We start from the raw sequence: 17,588 nt of genomic DNA on the forward strand, positions 1-17,588 counted from the left end.
GCGGGGAGGCGGGGGGCCGCCGGGTCAGGCGCGCGGACGCTTCGCGGCCAGGAACTTCCGCAGCCTGCCCAGCGGCCAGGTGTTGATGACGTCGTCTTTGGTGAGCCAGGCACGTTGCGCGGTGCCGACCCCGAACCGGATGTACGGCAGGTGCGTCGTGGAGTGCGCGTCGGAGTCGATCGAGAACTTCACGCCGTGTTTCCTGGCCCGCAGGATGTCCTCGTCGCGCAGGTCGAGGCGTTCGGGGTGCGAGTCGATCTCCAGCGCCGTGCCGGTACGCGCGCAGGCCTCGAACACCGCGTCGAAGTCGGCGTCGATACCCGGGCGTTTGCCGATGCGGCGGGTGGTGGGGTGGCCGATGACGGAGACGTACGGGTTCTCGCACGCGCGGATCAGGCGGCGCGTCAGCTCGTCCCGGCTCTGCGTGAAATGCGAGTGGATCGAGGCGACGCACACGTCGAATCCGGCGAGCACGTCGTCCGGCCAGTCGAGCGAGCCGTCCGGCGCGATGTTGAGCTCGGTGCCGTGCAGCAGCCGCATGCGCCCGTGCGTGCCGTCGAGGGCCCGCACCCGGTCGCGCTGCGCGAGCATCTTCTCGGTGGTCATGCGCTGCATGTAGAGGTTCGGCGCGTGGTCGGTGACGGCGTAGTACGCGTACCCGCGCGCCGCCGCGGCCGCGACCATCTCCTCCAGCGTGGAGACCCCGTCCGTCAGATCGGTGTGCGTGTGCAGGTCGCCGCGGATGTCGGCGTCGGTCACCAGGTCCGGCAGCTCGCCGCGCTGCCCGGCCTCGATCTCGCCGCGGTTCTCGCGCAGCGGCGGCGGGATCCACGGCAGGTCCAACCGCTCGTAGATCTCCCGCTCGGTCTCGGACACGATCATCTCGCCGCTCTTGGCGTGGAAGAGGCCGTACTCGGACAGCTTGAGCTTGCGGCGCACCGCGATCTCGCGGATCCGGACGTTGTGCTCCTTCGAACCGGTGAAGTACTGCAGCCCGGCACCCCACGCGCTCGGCGGCAGGACCCGCAGATCGACCTGAAGGCCCTTGGTGGTGCGCACCGAGGTCTTCTTCGCGCCGCCCGCGATGATCTCGGCGGTCTGCGGGAGCTCTCCGATCGCGGCCATGAACGGCGCCGAGTCCTCCGCCGCGACCAGGATGTCGATGTCGCCGATCGTCTCGCGCATGCGGCGCAGCGAGCCGGCGTACGTGCACCGCACACACCCGTCGATCGCCGACAGCTCCGCGACGATCTGCTCGGCGACGTCCATCGCGGAGCTGAGCAGGATGCGGCCGCCCGCCTTCTGCATGAGTTCGATGCCGTGCCGGATATTGTCCTCGGTCTTGGCGCCGAATCCCTTGAGGTCGCGCAGCCGGTGCCGGGTGACCGCGTCGAGGAGTCCGTCGACGGACGAGATTCCCAGGTCCTCGTACAGCTGCATGGCCTTGCGCGGGCCGAGGCCGGGGATCGCGACCAGCTCGCGGACCCCCGGCGGGATCGCGGTGCGGGCCTCCTCGACGACCGCGATGCTGCCGCCTTCGAGGTACTCGGCGACCTTGTCGGCGATCGACTTGCCGACGTTCGGGATGTCGCGCAGGCCTTTCGCGTCGAGCCCGGCGACGTCGGAGGAGTGGCCCGCGATCGCGCGGGCGGCCTTCTCGTACGCGCGAGCCTTGAAGGCGTCGCCCTGCGTGATCGACAGGAGGTCGGCGTACTCCTGGAGCAGCGCCGCGACGATCTCGTTTGCCCGTGCCATACCCCCAGCCTGCGTCACGGGCCGGGGGTACGGCACGTCGGCCGAGCCGTGCGTGTCGCGACCGGGTCAGGCCGCCCGGCCGCGGTCGGCACGTCGGGTGCCGGTAAGCCCGGCGCTCATGCGTTCAGCAGCGGCGCCACATCGGTGTGCCAGGCCGACATCTGGTCCTGGAGCTCGCCCGGCGACCGGTTGCGGAAGCGGATCTGGAGGTGGTTGACCCCGATCTCGCCCATGGCGCGCATGTGTTCGGCGATCTGCTCGGGGCGGCCGGTCAGCACCGGGGCGTCGCCGAGGTCCCAGGCGGGCGTGCCGATGTGCACCGCCTCGGTGATGAAGCCGATGTCGAGCGGACCGGTGCGGCCGGCCTCCTCACGCAGCTGCCTGATGTACGCGATGTCCTCCGCCATCTGCGCACGCGGCGTGGCCTGCGGGATCCACCCGTCGCCGCGCAGCGCGACCCGGCGCAGGGCGGGTCGGGCCTTGCCGCCGATCCAGATCGGGATGGACGCCTGCACCGGCCGAGGCCCGAGGCCCAGGCCGCCGTCGGCGAAGCGGGGGCCGTCCAGCTCGGGGTACTCGCCGGTGAAGGCGGCCCGGATGCCGTCGAGGGCTTCGTCGGTGATCGCCCCGCGCTGCTCGAACGGCACGCCCAGCGCCTCGAACTCGCCGCGCAGGTGCCCGGCGCCGACGCCGAGCACCACGCGGCCGCCGGAGAGCTGGTCGAGCGTCATGAACGCCTTGGCGGTGGCGAACGGGTGCCGGTACGCCACGATGTACACGTTGGACAACAGCCGCACGGTGCTGGTGACCCCGGCCAGCATGCCGAGGGTGGCCACGCAGTCGTACCACGTGGTGCTCATGTGGTCGGCCTCCGGCCCGGCGGGCACCCCGATGTGGTCGCAGACGCCGATGTAGAAGAACCCGGTGTTCTCCGCGTGCCGGGCGACGGTGACGATCTCCTCGACGCCGGCGTCGCGCTCCCAGGGCTCGGCGGTGCTCTTGCTCTTGGTCTGGACCGGCAGTTGCATGCCGTAGACGAGGCGGCCGGGCGGGACGATGGAGGCCATGGGCGGATGCTCCGTTCTTTCGCAGTGGGGACGACGGGTGGTGGGAGGTTCTCCGCGGCCCAGAGGGCGTCCATCCACTGCGCAAGCAGGTCACCGAGCCGCCGACCGCCGGGTGACCCGGGCATCGACATCAGGTTCCGAAGTCGACACCGGCAGTTCTATGCGGTGCACAGTAGCGGCGGAATCGTCCGCCCATTCGACGGGCGGATCTGATATTCGGCGGGGCGGCCCTCCCGGGCTGCGCCCACGAGACGGGCACACTGGTGCGCATGCCCCGACACCACCGCGCGCCGCGTCCGATCCATGTCGACGGCGAGGCGTACCGCTGGCATGTGGGAGGCGGTGGAAGCGGCGAACTGCTCCTGCGCGTCTGGCGGGCGGACGGCGGCAAGACCCGGCGCCTACACGTCACGATCGAGTTCTTCGACCTGTGGCTCTACTTCCCGTGGTACGCCGGTGCACCTGAGGAACGCCGCGCCGCGCTCCAGGTCGAACCGGTTCGCCCCCGGTTCGTTGCCGCCGCCGTCCGGGAGGCCCGGGCCGCGGGCTGGGATCCGGGCGACCGCCGCAACGTACCCCCGGCGTGTCCCTGGCCCGACGCCGTGAAGCCCGACCCCGACGCCCTGCCCCGCCCGCTACCCGTCCGCTGACGACCAGACGCGGGGGCGGTCCGATCACGTGGTGGGCACGTGGCCCGCCCACGAGCGGACTCCAGCCGCGGCCGCGGCATCCTTTCATGCCTTGACAGGCATATAACCATAGAGGAATGTAGAATCATGGCAGATACCGCCATATGGGCCGCCCTCGCCGATCCGCATCGGCGGGCGGTCATGGCTCTCCTGTTGGAGCGTCCGAGGACCGTCGGCGAGATCGCCGCGGCGTGCGGGCTGAGTCAGCCCGGCACGTCGAAGCATCTGCGGGTGATGCGCGACGCCGGCCTGGTGCGGGTGCACCGGGACGCGCAGCGCCGCGTCTACGCCCTCGACATGTCGGCGGTCGCCGCGCTGGACGCCTGGCTGGAGCCGTACCGTCGGCGCTGGAACGCCGGCCTCGACGCACTGGGCGCCCGGCTGGACGAGGCGCCCGAGTGACCGCCCGCGATCGCGCGGGACCGTACCGCCGCGGCGCGGGGACGACGCGGCACCGATCCGCTCAGGGAAACACCATGACGAACGCACCTTCCGCATCCGGCACCGGGACGTACGTGCACCTCGGCGACGGCCGCCCGGCTGTCCGGTTCACCCGCACGTACCCGCATCCGATCGAGCGCGTCTGGCGGTTCGTGACCGAACCGGCCGAACTCGCGCACTGGTTCCCGTCGCGGGTCGAGGTCGACCTGCGGCCCGGCGGCGAGATGCGCTTCAGCTTCGACCCCAACACGCCCGACTCCGTCGGCCGGGTCCTGGCCCTCGACCCGCCGCGCCACCTGTCCTTCGCGTGGGACGCGGACGAGCTCCACTTCGATCTGGAGCCCGTGGGCTCGGGCGGGACGCGCTTCACGCTCACCAACGTGCTCGCCGAGGACGACACGGCCGCGCGCAATGCCGCCGGGTGGCAGGTGTGCCTCGACGCCCTGGACGCCGCCGCACACGGCGAGCACCGCGACGGCCCGCACGCCGCCGGTCCGACCGGTGACTGGAAGGGCTACTACGACGCGTACGTGGCCCAGGGCGTGCCCTCCGGCGCGCACATCCCCGGCGTCGACGACGTGCAGTAGGCCCGCTCGGGCGGGCGGCCGGTGCGCGGCCGTCGTTGGCGGTGCGGTGACCACGGGTTTTCAATGGGAAGGGCGGACCTGTGATCCAGGGAGGCCGTCATGCCCGCGCACGCCGGAGACTTCGACCCGTCCCGGGTCGCCCATCTCGTCGGACCGTTCGCACCGGTCACCGAGGAGGTCGATGCGGTCGACCTGCACGTCGAGGGCCGGCTGCCGGACGAACTGGACGGCGTCTACATCCGCAACGGCCCCAACCCGCGGTTCACGCCGATCGGCTCGTACCTCTACCCGATCGACGGCGACGGGATGCTGCACGGCGTCTGGATGTCGCAGGGCCACGCGCGCTACCGCAATCGCTTCGTGCGCACGCCCGCGATGCGTGCGGAGGAGAAGGCCGGGCGGGCGCTGTGGGGCGGCCTGGAGTCGATGGTCCTGCCCGGCAAGGAGCAGGTGGGAGCGGAACTGGCCGACACCTTCAAGCCGCTGCCGGATGTGAACGTCGTGGAGCACGCGGGGCGGCTGCTGGCCCTCGCGGAGTCGGACTGCCCGTACCGGATGGCTCCCGACCTCGACACCAGGGGCAAGGAGACGTTCGACGGCCGTCTGCCGGCCGGCATCACGGCGCATCCCAAGGTCGATCCGGTGACCGGCGAGATGGCGGTGTTCTGCTACGCCCTCGAACCGCCCTACCTGACCTGGTCGGTCATCGGCCAGGACGGAGTCGTCACGCGCGGCCCCACGCCCGTGGAGGGGGTGGCGGACGCGTCGATGATCCACGACATGGCGCTCACGAGCCGCTATCTCGTCCTCGTGCTGGCCCCGGCCTTCTTCGACCTCGAAGCGGCCATGAGCGGCGGGTCGTTCCTCGCCTGGCGCCCCGAACGCGGCACCCGCATCGCGTTGATCCCGCGCGGCGGCGGGCCGGTGCGGTGGGCGGACGACGAGGCGTTCTGGCTCTGGCACACTGTCAACGCCTTCGACGCGCCGAACGGCCATGTGGTGCTCGACTACGTGCAGTGGCCGTCGCTCGACCTCGGCGGTGGGGCCGTCGGCGGTACGGCGCACTCCGGCCTCACGCGCGCCGTCGTCGATCCGGCGGCCGGCTCGGTACGCCGCACCCAACTCGACGACGCCCGCGTGGAACTGCCGCGCGTGGACGACCGGGTGCTCGGGCGGCCGCACCGGCGCATCGGCGTCGCCGCCGGCAGCGGCAGGCGCGCGGGGCTCATCGCGGGCGAGTACGACGCCCTCCGCTGGTACGACATCGACTCCGCGGGGACGGGCGCCGGATCGACGCCTGCGGCGACCACCACGACGACCACCGTGCTCTGGGATGCCGGCGACCTCGCCGTGGGCGAGCCCGCGTTCGCCCCGACGCCCGGCTCCGGGGACGAGGCGGGCGGCCACTGGCTGGCCTTCGCCACCAACCGTACCGAAGGCGAGAGTTGGCTGCTCGTACTCCCGGCCGACGACCCGGCGCAGGGGCCCGTCGCCCGCATCCGCATCCCGGTCCGGGTGCCCCTCGGTCTGCACGGCGTCTGGTTGCCCACGGACGAGTGACCGGTCCGACGACGCGGGCCGCCGCCGTGGGTCACCCGTCGCCGGCCGGGCAGCCCGGGATCGCGAGCATCATGGCCAGGTCCGCGGTGGCGCGTACGTCGCCGAACGAGCGGTACACGGTGCGCAGACTGGCGTTGTGGGCGTGGTCGTCGCCCGTGGCGGTGGCGTCGGCGGCGACGATGACGCGGTAGCCGAGCGTGAACGCGTCGCGGGCGCTGGACTCGCAGCACACGTCGGTCGCGGTGCCGGTGATCACCACGGTCGTGACGCCGCGTTCCCCGAGGAGATCGGGCAGCGGGCAGCGGCCGGGGAAGAAGGCGCTGTGCGCGGTCTTCTCGGTGAGCAGGTCGCCCGGCATCATCGTCAGGCCGCGGCTCAGGCGCTGTTCCAGCGGACCGCTGCCCCCGCTGGCCGCGTACCGGGCGGCGATCTCGGTGCCGTAGAACTCGTCTGCGGCGGAACGGTTCGGGCCGGGGGCCGGAAGCACCCAGGCGACCGTCCCGCCCGCGCTGCGTACGCAGGTTGCCAGGTATTGGATGCGCGGGACGATTCCGCGGGCGTACGGATTGGCGTCGGTGTGGAACGGCACCATGTCGACCACGACCAGCGCCGTGCGGTACGGATCGAGGTCGGGGTACGCCCAACGCCGCCCGCGCCGCGCCTGGTGCCGTTGGTACTCACGGTCGGGAACACGCCAGTCGTGCACCAGTTCTCGGCCGGTCGCGCTGGTCGACTGCACAAATGCCTCCTCGGCGATGCGAACGCCGAACAGAATGCCCGCAGTCGGCCCTTTCCGGCTGCCACTGCGGCAGACAAGTCGGCCGAAGGCCCGCGAACGGTCGTCGCGTGTGGACGTGTCAGACCCGTCGAATCGGGCGGTCCGCGGAACTGCCCAGACGCTCAGCGGGACTGAGGCAGCGTCAAATCCGGTGCCGGACTGTCGCCGCACTGAGGCATGCCTTACCTTACTCAGATGTCTGTCGAAGTCGCGGCCGCACCCGGACGGCGCCGGCGTGTTGTCGTGTTCGGGGTGCTGCTCGCCGCGCTGGTCGTGGCGGCGTTCGCGTCACTGGCGATCGGAACGCGCACCAACCCCCCGTCCGAGGTGTTCGCCATGCTCGGCGGGGACCGCGAGGATGCCGCCGGGCTCATCTGGGACCTGCGGGTGCCGCGCACCCTCGTCGGGCTGATGGTCGGTGTGGCCCTCGGCGCCGCGGGCGCGGTGGCGCAGCAGGTCACCCGCAATCCGCTGGCCGATCCGGGGTTGATCGGCGTGGCTTCCGGGGCGGCGTTCGCGGTCGCGTCGGCGGTCGCGCTGTTCGACCTGACCGGGCCGTACAGCTCGGTGTGGTTCGCGTTCGCGGGTGCCGCCGCGGCGGGGGCCGTGGCGTACGGAGTGGGCGGCCGCGGCCGCGGCGGTGCGACCCCGGCAAAGCTGGCCCTGGCCGGCGTCGCGGTCTCCGCACTGTTGGACGCCGCCACAGGTGCGCTGGTGCTCTCCGACCCCGAGGCGTTGTCGCGCTACCGCTCCTGGGCGGTCGGCTCGCTCACCGGCCGCGACACCGGCCAGGCATGGCAGTTCGTGCCCTTCGTGGCCGCCGGACTCGTCCTCGCCTTCGTGATGTCGCCCCGCTTCAACGCGCTCGCCCTCGGCGACGACACGGCGACCGCGCTCGGGGCGCGGGCCGGGATCACGCGGGCGCTGGGTGCGCTGGCGGTGGTGCTCCTCACCGGGACCGCGGTGGCCGCCGCCGGACCCGTGGTGTTCCTCGGGTTGGCGGTGCCGCACATCGTCGGCGCGTTCACCGGGCCGGACGCGCGCCTGCTGATCCCGGCGTCCGCGATCGGCGGCGCGGTGCTGCTGCTGTCGGCCGACGTGGTGGGGCGGGTCGTGGCCCGGCCCACCGAGGTCGAGGTCGGGGTCGTCACCGCCTTCCTGGGGGCACCCTTCCTGATCGCCCTGGTCAAGATCGGCAAACTGCGGGAGCACGCACGATGACCGCGACGACGAGCCCGGGGAACCGGGCACCCGAAGGCACGGTGAAGGAGCGCTCGAAGGGCCGGGCGCTTGGCGCGTTCAAGGGCAGGGGCGGTGGGAGAGTGCCCGTGACGGTGCGGTTCGCGGCCGGCCCGGTCGGCTTCGCGCTGCGTCTGCGCGTGCTGCTGACCTGCGTGGTCCTGCTGGCGCTGGCGTTCGCCGCGCTCATCGCGTCGCTCGCCATGGGCGACTACGAACTGCCGTGGTCCGATGTGGTGACCGGCCTGTTCAACGCGGGGCCGGAGGACGCCGAGCTGGTCGTGCACGAACTGCGGCTTCCCCGTGCGCTGGTGGCCATCATGGTGGGCTTCGCCCTCGGCCTGGCCGGCGCGGTGTTCCAGGCCGTGACGCGCAACCCGCTCGCCGGCCCCGACATCGTGGGCATCACCGCGGGAGCGGGGGCCGGCGCGGTCGTCGCGATCCTCGCGGGCGGAGTCGGTACGGGCGTCTCCGCGACGTACGGCCCGGTCCCGCTCGGCGCGTTGGTCGGTGCCGTGACCACCGGCCTGATCGTCTACTTCCTGGCCTTCCGGCAAGGCACCATCACCGGCTACGGGTTCGTCCTGGTCGGCATCGCCGCGAACGGCATGCTCGTCGCGTTCACCCGCTGGGCGCTGGCCCGCGTCGACATCGACGCCGCCACCCGCGCCACCGCGTGGCTCACCGGCAGCCTGGAGAACCGCGACTACACGCAGGTCCGCTGGATGGCCCTGGGCCTGCTGCTGCTGGTTCCGCCGCTGGTGGCGCTCGTACGGCCGTACCGCATGCTGCAGTTCGGCGACGACATCGCGACGGGGCTGGGCGTGCCGACCCGCGCCGCCCGTACCGCGCTGCTGTTGGTCGGCACCTGCCTGGCCGCGCTGGCCACGGCGTGCGCCGGGCCGGTGGTGTTCGTGGCGCTCGCCGCGCCGCAGATCGCCCGAGGACTGGCCGGAACGGCGGAAATCCCGCTGTTCGCCGCGGGTTTCGCCGGGGCGGTGGTCGTCGGGGGAGCCGACCTGCTGGCCCGGACGGCGTTTCCGGAGACGGTGCCGGTCGGCATCGTGACGGGGCTGATCGGTGCCCCGTACCTGCTCTGGTTCCTCGGACGCGCGAACAAGGTGGGACGCGGGGGCTGACCCCGCTCGGAAGGTCCGGGTGGCGCACGGCGCGAACCGGCCGAGGCACCAGGGCGGGCGGCCCGGGCCTCGGCCGGAGTGTGGTGGCGGTCGGGCGGCGTCAGGTCGCCGGGACCAGGTGCTGGGCGACGGACCGCAGCTTCTCGCAGGTCTCCTCGAACTCCCGGTCCGGAGTCGACTGTTCGACGATGCCCGCACCGGCCTGGAGCCAGGTGCGCGTGCCGCGGCGGAATACCGTGCGCAGCACGAGGGCCGCGTCGATCGCCCCCGTGTGGTCGGCGGTGATCACCGCCCCGCTGTAGAGGCCGCGCGGGTGCGCCTCGTTGCGGTGGATCACCCGGTACGCGGCGGGCTTGGGTACTCCAGACGCGGTCACCGCGGGGAACAGCGCGGCGAACGCGTCCCACGGGCCCACGTGTTCGGCGAGGTCACCGGTCACCGACGAGGCCAGGTGCTGCACGCTGCCGCGTTCCTTGACCTCCATGAACCCGCGGACCGTGACCGAGCCGGGCTCGCACAGCGGCAGCATTTCGTCGTACGCGACCTTGACCGATATCGCGTGCTCGAATATCTCCTTGGCGTCGCTCAGCAGGTCGGAGCGCCGCGCGGCGTCGAGGCCGTCGGACGCCAAGGCGCGTGTGCCGGCCAGGGGTTGGGTGACCACGTGCCGGTCGGCGTCGACCGAGACCACGATCTCCGGGCTGAACCCGGTCGCCCGAAGGTCGCCGAGCCCCAGGAGGAAGGAGCGGGTCGGCGTGTTGCCGCGGCGCCCGGCCAGGTAGGTGCCCGGCAGGTCGACGTCGTGGAGTACCGGGACGACGCGCGACAGGATTACCTTCTGCAACTGCCGCGAGCGGATGTCGTCGATCGCCGAGCCGACGGCGGACCGGTAGTCGTCGGGGTCGGTGCCGGTGACGTCCAGGGGCTCCGCAGATTTGCGGGGGACCGGCTGGTAGCCCGTCAGGAGCCCGACCACAGCACCGAGTTCGGCGGCACTGACGGAGCGCACCTCGGCGCGTCCGTCGGCGAGGCGAACCTCGGTACGTGGCAACAGCAGGTGCAGCAACCGCGCGTCGCCGGCCAGCTCGGGCATCCCCGCGTGCACATACGCCAGTTCGAAGCCCGCCCAGCCGTACGCGCGCCACTCCGGGATGCGCAGGCGGTCCAGAGCCGCGGAGACCGCGGGCAACGGCGAGCCCGTCCACGCCACCCGGTGCTCGCCCGGTCCGGCGGCGCCGGGGACCAGCTCCGGATCCGGTACGCGGGTCACGACGTGGCCCGACGTGGCCTCGATCTCCGCGAGAGTGCCTAGGGCGACGAGCCAGCAGCCGTTCCGTTCGTAGACGACGTGTGCGTCGGCGCCCGAGGGCGACTCGGCAAGGGCCGCGGCGAGCTCCAAAGGATCGGCGGGGACGGCGAGTTCGCGGCGGAGAAGGGGCACGGTGGCCTCCGGTGTGCAGGCAGGCAGGGCCGGGAAGTTAGGTGAGCCTACCCTAAAACATGGCCTCTCCGGCAGGCCTGGTGACGCGCGTTTGATTAGGTTAGCCTCACCTTCATGCCTGACCTCGCCCACGCGCCAGACTTCGTCCATGACTTCGTGGGCGTCGGCTTCGGCCCGAGCAATCTCGCGCTCGCCGTCGCCGTCGCCGAACACAATGCGACGGCGGACGATCCGATAGACGCCTTGTTTCTGGAAAGGCAAAGGCAATTCGGGTGGCATCGCGGCATGCTCGTCGACGGTGCCACCATGCAGGTCTCCTTCCTCAAGGACCTGGTCACGATGCGCAATCCGACCAGCGACTTCAGCTTCGTCTCGTATCTGCACTCCGCCGGACGCCTGGTGGCGTTCGTCAACGGCAAGTCCTTCTTTCCGCTCCGCGCCGAATTCCACGGCTATCTCGAATGGGCCGCCGCGCGCGTCGCCGACTCGGTCCGATACGGAACCGAAGTGACAGCGATAACACCGGTGATGACGGATGGTCAGACAGACGCGTTCGACGTCACCGCCGCCACGGCCGACGGCGGCACCCGCACGTACCGCGCCCGCAACGTCGTCATCGCACCCGGTCTCTCCCCGCGCCTGCCCGAAGGCGTCGTCGCCTCCTCCCGCATCTGGCACAACAGCGAACTCGTCCCGCGCGTCGCCGCTGCCGACCCCGCAACGATCCGGACCGCGGTGGTGGTCGGCTCCGGCCAGAGCGCCGCGGAGAGCGCCGACTATCTGCACCGGCGCTTCCCCGACGCCGAAGTGCACGCGGTCTTCTCCCGCTACGGCTACGCACCCGCGGACGACAGCCCGTTCGCCAACCGCATCTTCGACCCGTCAGCCGTCGACGACTACTTCGACTCACCCGAAGACGTCAAGGACATGCTCACCGCCTACCACCGCAATACCAACTACTCGGTGGTGGACGGGGATCTGATCGCCGACCTCTATCGCACCGTGTACGAGGAGCGAGTCCTCGGCCGCGAACGCCTGCGCATCCGGCACGCCTCCCGCATCACGGCGATGCAGGACGGGCCCGAACGCGCGCGCCTCGACATCGAGTACCTGCCCACCGGCAAGACCGAGACGCTGGACGCCGACGCCGTCGTCTACGCCACCGGCTACCGCCCGCACGACGCCCTCGCGTTGCTCGGCGACACCGCCGACGCCTGCCTGCGCGACGGTTTCGGACGCCCCCGCCTCGGCCGGGACTACCGCGCGGCCACCGCACCGCACGTCACCGCCGGCATCTACCTGCAAGGCGGCACCGAGCACACCCACGGCCTCAGTTCCACCCTGCTCTCCAACATCGCGGTCCGGGCCGGCGAGATCCTCGGATCGGTCCGCGACCACCGCGGCGCCGACCAGTCCCCGACCCGGAAGAACTGACCATGCGGCTCGGGGAGATCGCCGCGGACACCACCCCGCTCCGCGAAAGCCGGGAATTCCGGCTGCTGTTCGCCGCCTCCGCACTGTCGATGCTGGGCACCGCGCTCACTTCGGTGGCGGCCAGCATCCAGGTCTACGACATCGGCGGATCCTCGCTGCACGTCGGCATGGTCAACATCGTCATCGCGGTGAGCCTGTGCGTCGGCCTGCTCACCGGCGGCGTGGTCGCCGACCGCACCGACCGCCGCAAGATCATCCTCGGCACCCGGGCCGGCGCCGCGGTCGTGGTCCTCGCGCTCGCCGTCAACGCGCTGGCGGACAACCCTCGGCTGTGGGTCATCTACCTCCTGGCCGTCGCCGCCGGCCTGGTCAACGGGCTCGGCGCGCCCGCGCTCATGGCCGTGACCCCGGCACTGGTCGGACGGAAACAACTGGCCGCCGCAGGTGCGCTGCTCACGCTCACCACGCAGTTCGGCGCGATGGTCGGGCCCATGGTCGCCGGTCTGGTCGCGGCCGGGCCCGGCGTCGCGACCTGCTACCTGCTCGACGCGTCGGGCTTCGCGGTGGGCGCGGTGCTGCTGTGGCGCCTTCCCGAACTGCGCCCGGAGCGGCCCGAACCGGCCGGGCAGGCCGGGCAGCCGGGGGAGCCCGGTGCGAAGCCGGCGGAAGCGGCGGACGCGGGGGCCGCGGAAGCCCCGGCGGCCGGTCAAGCCGACGTGAATGCCGGCACCGCAACAGCAGGGGATCGGCTCGCGCCCGAGGTCGAGGCGAAGGCCGTGCCCGAAGTCGTGGCCGAAGTCGTGCCCCGAGCCGTGTCGGAGGATGAGGCGGCCGAGCCCGAAGGCAGTCATCCGCTGCACGAGATCGCCGCCGGATTCCGGCACGTGCGCGCCGATCCGGTGATCCGCGCGCTGATGCTCGTCGACCTGTTGGCCGTCGTCCTGGCCATGCCGTTCGTGCTCTTCCCACAAATGGGTGAACACGTCTTCGACGGCGGCCCGATCACCGTCGGGCTCTTGTACAGCGCCCCGTCCGTCGGCGCCTTCCTCGGCGCGCTCACCAGCGGCTGGACGGGCCGCACCACCCGGCCGGGCGTCGCGCTCGCCGCCGCCGCGGCCGGATGGGGGCTCGCGGTCGCCGCCTTCGGCGCCGCGGAACTGCTTTGGCTGGCACTTCCGTTGCTCGCGCTCGCCGGATACGCCGACACCATCTCGGAGATCCTGCGGCGCGCGCTGATCCAGGCGTACACGCCCGACCACCTGCAAGGCCGGGTGGGCAGCCTCTGGCTCGCCCAGGCCACCGCCGCACCGTCGGCCGGCAACGCGCTGGCGGGCGTCGGCGCCAAGCTCGTCGCCCCCGGCACGGTCCTGATGGCCGGCGGCGTCGCCTGCGTGGCCGCCGTCGGCGCTGTCGCGTCGGGTTCCCCCGCACTCCGCAAGGCCACCCTGACCGGCGGCGCCGACGACGGCGACGGAGCCGCCGGTGAACGTACCGGTGACACCCGGGACCCCCGCGACGCCACCGACTTCGCCGACACCGGCACAGACACCGTCGACGTCGACGGCGCCGCCGTCCCGGCCCTCGCAATCGACTCCCTCGCAGAAAGGCAGGACCCCGATGACCGCCACCAACCCGTTTGACGACGAGGACGGCGAGTTCCTCGCCGTCGTCAACGACGAAGGCCAGCACGCGCTGTGGCCGACGTTCCTCGACGTCCCGGCCGGCTGGCGCACCGTGTACGGACCCGGCGCCCGGGCCGCGTGCCTGGAGTACATCGACGCGCACTGGACCGACCTGCGTCCGCGCAGCCTGGCCGCCGCAACCGCCGCCGCCGCAACCCCCGGCGCCACCGCCGCGAACGAGGACTGAGCGAGGACCGATCGTGCTGCGCAACCTGCTTTCCGGAAAGATCCACCGCGCCCGGGTCACCCAGGCGGACCTGCACTACGTCGGCTCCCTCACTGTCGACGAGGACCTCCTCGACGCGGCCGGGATCGTCGCGAACGAGGTCGTCCAGGTCGTCGACATCGACAACGGATCCCGCCTGACGACGTACGTCATCCCCGGCCCGCGTGGCTCCGGCGTCATCGGCGCGAACGGCGCCGCCGCACGCCTGGTGCACCCCGGCGACCTGCTCATCATCATGGCCTTCGGCCTCATCGACGACGCCGAACTGGCCGCGCACACCCCGCGCGTCGTGCACGTCGACGCCGACAACCGCATCGTGGCCCTGGGTGACGACGCCTCCGAGCCGGTGCCGGGCGCGCCCGACCAGATCCCGGGCACGGTGCTCGCGGCGGGCGTCTGACCGGGCGTTGCACCCCGCGCGACATGAGGCGGCACACCCGCACAAGGCTGATGGGCGGCCCCCACGAGGGGGGCCGCCCATCAGTCGTCTCTCCGTCCGTCCGTCAGCCGGGCGGCCGTTCGTGCGCGCAGCCGCAGCCGGTCAGGTACGCGGTGCCTTCGCCGCCTGCGAGATCCGCGGCATGATCTTGTCGATCACGTACTCGACCGCGAGCGGAGTGGGGGCCCGCAGCGCCCAGAAGTCGTTGGAGTCCAGCGGGATGTAGGACCCGCGCTTCACCACGTTCAGTTTGGCGAACTGGGGGTTGGCCTCGATCGCCTTCTGCAGGTCGGCGTCCGCGTTGTAGTTGCTCAGCAGGATGTCCACTTCGAGCACGTCCAGGCGCTCCATGCTCAGTTCGGCCGCGAAGCCCGCGCCGGGCAGGTTCGCGACGGTGTCGGGGAAGGTCATGCCGAAGCCGGCCAGGAGCTTCACCGAGGTGTCGGACTTGTCCTTGAGCACCGCGATGGTGCCCGCGTTCTGCGCGTTGGTGAGCGCGAACGACTTGCCCTTGATCTCCGGGTAGGTGGTGCCCACCGCGGCGACCTTCGCTTCGAGGTCGGTGACCAGCTTTTGCGCCTCGGCGGACTTGCCGAGCGCCTTGCCGACCTGCAGGGTCACCTGCTGCCAGGTGTCCTGCGACGGACCGGTCTCGAACGCCGTGGTGGGCGCGATCTTCGAGAGCTTCTCGTATTCCTGCTCGATCCAGTAGTCGGTGTTCGCCAGGATCAGGTCCGGCTTGAGGGCGAGCACCTTCTCGATCGGCGCGCCGTTCTCGCCCATGGTGATCAGCTCGGGCTTGCTGCTCCCGAGCTTCGGCTTCGCCCAGGGGGCTATCCCGTCCGGCGGGGTGGTCTCCACCATCCCGGCGAGCGAGACCGCGAGCGCCAGTGCGGCGTCCTGGTCGCCCTCGCCGAGCGCCACGATGCGCTTGGGGGCCTCCTTGATGGTGGTGGTCCCGAGCTTGTGCGTGATCGTGACCGGGTACGCGGCGGCCGCCGGCGCCGAATTGGCGGGCGCGGACGCGGCAGGCGTCGACGTGGACGCGCTGCCGCTGTCGTCCTTGTCGTCGTCGCCGCAGGCCGCGAGCCCAAGTGCGAGGGCCGCGGCGACACCCGCGGCGGCCAAGCGGCGGAAGCCGCGGTGGGTACCGGTTCTGTGCATGTCGTGAAGTCGCCTTTCTGGACGGGGTGGTGCGAGGACACGCGGCGTGGCGGCGGCCGGTCGGGCGCGCCGCCACGGCACACGGGGATCAGGGCGCGGCAAGGCGCGCGAAGGCGTCCCGCAGCAGCGGGCCGATGACGGCGACGGCATCGCGGGACAGGAGATCGTCATGGTCGTACGGCACTTCGTGTGCATGGACGGTGCCGCGGATCCGCTCGCGCCACGCCGCCGCACCGGCCTGCCGACCGTTGCCGGCCGCCACCACACAGAGCAGATCGCCGCTGAACGGTTCGAAGGGCGTTGACGGCGACAGGTATTCGTGCACCGACCGGGCCGCGAGGAGGCGGTCGACCACGTCGTCGCCGAGCCCCGCGAGCACGTCCGCATCCCCGGGCACCGCGCGGGTCAGGTGCTCGCGCGCCACGCCGGCGTCGAACCCGTCGGCCCCGGAACGGCCTTCGCCACCCGCAAGAGGTACAGGCGGCAGGGCGTCCAGGACCGTGAGGAACCGCACCTCCTCGCCGGCCCGTTGCAGCAGCCCGGCCAGCGCGTACGCCATTTCGCCGCCGAACGACCAGCCCAGCAGGTGGTACGGCCCGTGCGGCTGCACACGCCGGATCCTCGCCAGGTACTCGGCCGCCAACTCCTCCAGCGACGCCGCGGGTTCGGCGCCGGACACGACCGGCGACTGAAGCCCGTACACCGGACGGGAGTCGGGCACGAAGGGCAGCAGCGCGGCGTACGGCCAGGCCAGGCCGAAGCCCGGGTGGATGCAGAACAGCGGCGGCAGTGCCCCGTCCGGACGCAGCGGCAGCAGCGGCGCGAACGCCGCGTCGCCGCGTTCCCGGCCCGCGCCGAGGCGTTCGGCGAGTGCCGCGGGGGTGGTCGCGGTGAGCACGGTCGCCACCGTCACCGCCGCCGGATCGGCCGCGAGGCCCGCGTCCCGGATCAGCGACACCAGGCGTACGGCGAGCAGCGAGTGCCCGCCCAATGCGAAGAAGTCGTCGTCGACGCCGACCCGCGGGAGGTCCAGCACCGCCGCGAAGATCCGGCACAGCTCGGCCTCGTCGTCGTTCCGCGGGCCGCGCGCCGACACGGCGTCGGCGAGGTCGGGCTCGGGCAGCGCGTCCCGGTCGAGCTTGCCGTTCACGGTCAGCGGGAGCACGTCCAAGGCGACGAAGATGCCCGGCACCATGTAGTCCGGCAGCCGCTCGGCCAGCCAGGACCGCACCTCGTCCGGGTCCGCGCCGCCGACGATGTACGCCACCAAGCGCTGCCGGTCCGCCGTGGGCGTCACCGCCGCGTGGGTGATGTGGGGGTGGGTGGTGAGGGTGGTTTCGATTTCGGTGGGTTCGATGCGGTGGCCGCGGATTTTGGTTTGGTGGTCGGTGCGGCCGAGGTAGTCGAGGGTGCCGTCGGGGCGGTGTCGGGTGAGGTCGCCGGTGCGGTAGAGGCGGGTGCCGGGTGGTCCGTAGGGGTTGGGGACGAAGCGGGCGGCGGTCTGGCCCGCGTTGTCGTGGTACGCCCGCGCCAGGCCGCAGCCGGCCACGTACAACTCGCCCGGCACCCCGGGCGGGACGGGCCGCAGATGGCGGTCCAGGACGTACACCTCGGTGTTGTGGATCGGGCGGCCCAAGGCGGGGGTCGGTGATTCGTCGGTGCCGGCGCCGAGGGTGTTGATGGTGTATTCGGTGGGGCCGTAGAGGTTGTAGCCGAGCACGCCCGGGGTCTCGCGAAGGGCCGTCCACACGTCCCCGCCGACGGCCTCGCCGCCGAGCAGGACCAGGCACGGGCGGTGGCCCTGGTCCAGCAGGCCCAGTTCGATGAGCTGCGCGGCATAGGTCGGCGTCACGTTGATGACGTCGATGTGGTGGTGGTTGAGGTAGTGGGTGAGGGCGTGGGCGTCGCGGCGGAGTTGTTCGTCGCAGATGTGGACTTCGTGGCCTT

At 72.1% G+C, this 17,588-nt stretch carries 16 protein-coding genes; 10 read left to right on the top strand and 6 right to left on the bottom strand.

The genetic code is table 11. The features are described from left to right. Positions 1 to 24: 24 nt before the first annotated feature. Entirely contained in the window at positions 25 to 1,755 is a 1,731-nt protein-coding gene (gene polX / locus ACWD12_RS38980) for a DNA polymerase/3'-5' exonuclease PolX (protein ID WP_450103608.1), read from the bottom strand. A 116-nt stretch (positions 1,756 to 1,871) separates the two neighbouring features. Beyond that, positions 1,872 to 2,822: a TIGR03619 family F420-dependent LLM class oxidoreductase gene (locus ACWD12_RS38985; RefSeq protein WP_450103609.1), complete on the bottom strand. Its 951-nt coding sequence runs from the start codon at positions 2,820 to 2,822 to the stop codon at positions 1,872 to 1,874. 269 nt (positions 2,823 to 3,091) lie between these two features. On the opposite strand from ACWD12_RS38985, the gene ACWD12_RS38990 reads away from it, so the two are divergent. From ACWD12_RS38990 to ACWD12_RS39005, 4 genes are all read left to right on the top strand, one after another. Then, a complete protein-coding gene (locus ACWD12_RS38990) occupies positions 3,092 to 3,472 on the top strand; it encodes a hypothetical protein (RefSeq protein ID WP_450103610.1) in 381 nt (126 codons plus the stop codon). A gap of 126 nt (positions 3,473 to 3,598) precedes the next feature. After that, the gene (locus ACWD12_RS38995) at positions 3,599 to 3,913 is read left to right on the top strand and encodes an ArsR/SmtB family transcription factor (RefSeq protein WP_358360293.1); all 315 of its coding nucleotides are present in this window, start codon (positions 3,599 to 3,601) and stop codon (positions 3,911 to 3,913) included. A 74-nt stretch (positions 3,914 to 3,987) separates the two neighbouring features. Continuing rightward, positions 3,988 to 4,539, top strand: coding sequence for an SRPBCC family protein (locus tag ACWD12_RS39000; protein WP_450103611.1), 552 nt, complete (start codon positions 3,988 to 3,990; stop codon positions 4,537 to 4,539). A 99-nt stretch (positions 4,540 to 4,638) separates the two neighbouring features. Further along, positions 4,639 to 6,099 (top strand): carotenoid oxygenase family protein, encoded by a 1,461-nt coding sequence (locus ACWD12_RS39005; RefSeq protein ID WP_450103612.1) that lies wholly within the window; start codon positions 4,639 to 4,641, stop codon positions 6,097 to 6,099. Positions 6,100 to 6,130: 31 nt separating this feature from the next. Here ACWD12_RS39005 and ACWD12_RS39010 read toward each other — a convergent pair whose 3' ends face one another. Beyond that, on the bottom strand, positions 6,131 to 6,838 hold the full coding sequence (locus tag ACWD12_RS39010; RefSeq protein ID WP_450103613.1) for an isochorismatase family protein: 708 nt from the start codon (positions 6,836 to 6,838) through the stop codon (positions 6,131 to 6,133). Between the two features lie 234 nt (positions 6,839 to 7,072). Here ACWD12_RS39010 and ACWD12_RS39015 point away from each other — a divergent pair, with 234 nt between their 5' ends. Both ACWD12_RS39015 and ACWD12_RS39020 read left to right on the top strand, forming a co-directional pair. After that, positions 7,073 to 8,098 (top strand): FecCD family ABC transporter permease, encoded by a 1,026-nt coding sequence (locus ACWD12_RS39015; protein ID WP_450103614.1) that lies wholly within the window; start codon positions 7,073 to 7,075, stop codon positions 8,096 to 8,098. Continuing rightward, the gene (locus ACWD12_RS39020) at positions 8,095 to 9,255 is read left to right on the top strand and encodes a FecCD family ABC transporter permease (RefSeq protein WP_450103615.1); all 1,161 of its coding nucleotides are present in this window, start codon (positions 8,095 to 8,097) and stop codon (positions 9,253 to 9,255) included. Before ACWD12_RS39015 ends, ACWD12_RS39020 begins: the two co-directional genes overlap by 4 nt. Positions 9,256 to 9,355: 100 nt before the next feature. Here ACWD12_RS39020 and ACWD12_RS39025 read toward each other — a convergent pair whose 3' ends face one another. After that, positions 9,356 to 10,696, bottom strand: a complete 1,341-nt coding sequence (locus ACWD12_RS39025; RefSeq protein ID WP_450103616.1) for a salicylate synthase — start codon at positions 10,694 to 10,696, stop codon at positions 9,356 to 9,358. 114 nt (positions 10,697 to 10,810) lie between these two features. Between ACWD12_RS39025 and ACWD12_RS39030 the strand changes: the two genes are divergently transcribed. Genes ACWD12_RS39030 through panD form a run of 4 tightly spaced genes read left to right on the top strand, consistent with a single transcriptional unit; the run spans position 10,811 to position 14,438 of the window. Further along, on the top strand, positions 10,811 to 12,130 hold the full coding sequence (locus ACWD12_RS39030; protein WP_450103617.1) for a lysine N(6)-hydroxylase/L-ornithine N(5)-oxygenase family protein: 1,320 nt from the start codon (positions 10,811 to 10,813) through the stop codon (positions 12,128 to 12,130). A 2-nt stretch (positions 12,131 to 12,132) separates the two neighbouring features. Next, complete coding sequence (locus tag ACWD12_RS39035) at positions 12,133 to 13,770, top strand: MFS transporter (RefSeq protein WP_450103618.1); 1,638 nt, start codon at positions 12,133 to 12,135, stop codon at positions 13,768 to 13,770. Beyond that, positions 13,748 to 13,999, top strand: coding sequence for an MbtH family protein (locus ACWD12_RS39040; protein ID WP_358360273.1), 252 nt, complete (start codon positions 13,748 to 13,750; stop codon positions 13,997 to 13,999). Before ACWD12_RS39035 ends, ACWD12_RS39040 begins: the two co-directional genes overlap by 23 nt. A 13-nt stretch (positions 14,000 to 14,012) precedes the next feature. Then, complete coding sequence (panD, locus tag ACWD12_RS39045; RefSeq protein ID WP_450103619.1) at positions 14,013 to 14,438, top strand: aspartate 1-decarboxylase; 426 nt, start codon at positions 14,013 to 14,015, stop codon at positions 14,436 to 14,438. A 141-nt stretch (positions 14,439 to 14,579) separates the two neighbouring features. On the opposite strand, the gene ACWD12_RS39050 is transcribed toward panD, so the two are convergent. Next, complete coding sequence (locus ACWD12_RS39050) at positions 14,580 to 15,641, bottom strand: iron-siderophore ABC transporter substrate-binding protein (RefSeq protein ID WP_450103620.1); 1,062 nt, start codon at positions 15,639 to 15,641, stop codon at positions 14,580 to 14,582. An 88-nt stretch (positions 15,642 to 15,729) separates the two neighbouring features. Beyond that, positions 15,730 to 17,588 (bottom strand): thioesterase domain-containing protein (locus tag ACWD12_RS39055; RefSeq protein WP_450103621.1); only part of this gene is annotated, 1,859 nt, incomplete at its 5' end.

The sequence above is a fragment of the Streptodolium elevatio genome (genome assembly GCF_053592165.1).

Excerpts from the sequence above, each read along its gene's own strand:
- ACWD12_RS38995 (WP_358360293.1), top strand. The coding sequence starts at position 3,599 with ATGGCAGATACCGCCATATGGGCCGCCCTCGCCGATCCGCATCGGCGG.
- polX (WP_450103608.1), bottom strand. The coding sequence starts at position 1,755 with ATGGCACGGGCAAACGAGATCGTCGCGGCGCTGCTCCAGGAGTACGCC.
- ACWD12_RS39005 (WP_450103612.1), top strand. The coding sequence starts at position 4,639 with ATGCCCGCGCACGCCGGAGACTTCGACCCGTCCCGGGTCGCCCATCTC.
- ACWD12_RS39020 (WP_450103615.1), top strand. The coding sequence starts at position 8,095 with ATGACCGCGACGACGAGCCCGGGGAACCGGGCACCCGAAGGCACGGTG.
- ACWD12_RS38990 (WP_450103610.1), top strand. The coding sequence starts at position 3,092 with ATGCCCCGACACCACCGCGCGCCGCGTCCGATCCATGTCGACGGCGAG.
- ACWD12_RS39000 (WP_450103611.1), top strand. The coding sequence starts at position 3,988 with ATGACGAACGCACCTTCCGCATCCGGCACCGGGACGTACGTGCACCTC.
- ACWD12_RS39035 (WP_450103618.1), top strand. The coding sequence starts at position 12,133 with ATGCGGCTCGGGGAGATCGCCGCGGACACCACCCCGCTCCGCGAAAGC.
- ACWD12_RS39030 (WP_450103617.1), top strand. The coding sequence starts at position 10,811 with ATGCCTGACCTCGCCCACGCGCCAGACTTCGTCCATGACTTCGTGGGC.
- ACWD12_RS39015 (WP_450103614.1), top strand. The coding sequence starts at position 7,073 with ATGTCTGTCGAAGTCGCGGCCGCACCCGGACGGCGCCGGCGTGTTGTC.
- ACWD12_RS38985 (WP_450103609.1), bottom strand. The coding sequence starts at position 2,822 with ATGGCCTCCATCGTCCCGCCCGGCCGCCTCGTCTACGGCATGCAACTG.
- ACWD12_RS39040 (WP_358360273.1), top strand. The coding sequence starts at position 13,748 with ATGACCGCCACCAACCCGTTTGACGACGAGGACGGCGAGTTCCTCGCC.
- ACWD12_RS39050 (WP_450103620.1), bottom strand. The coding sequence starts at position 15,641 with ATGCACAGAACCGGTACCCACCGCGGCTTCCGCCGCTTGGCCGCCGCG.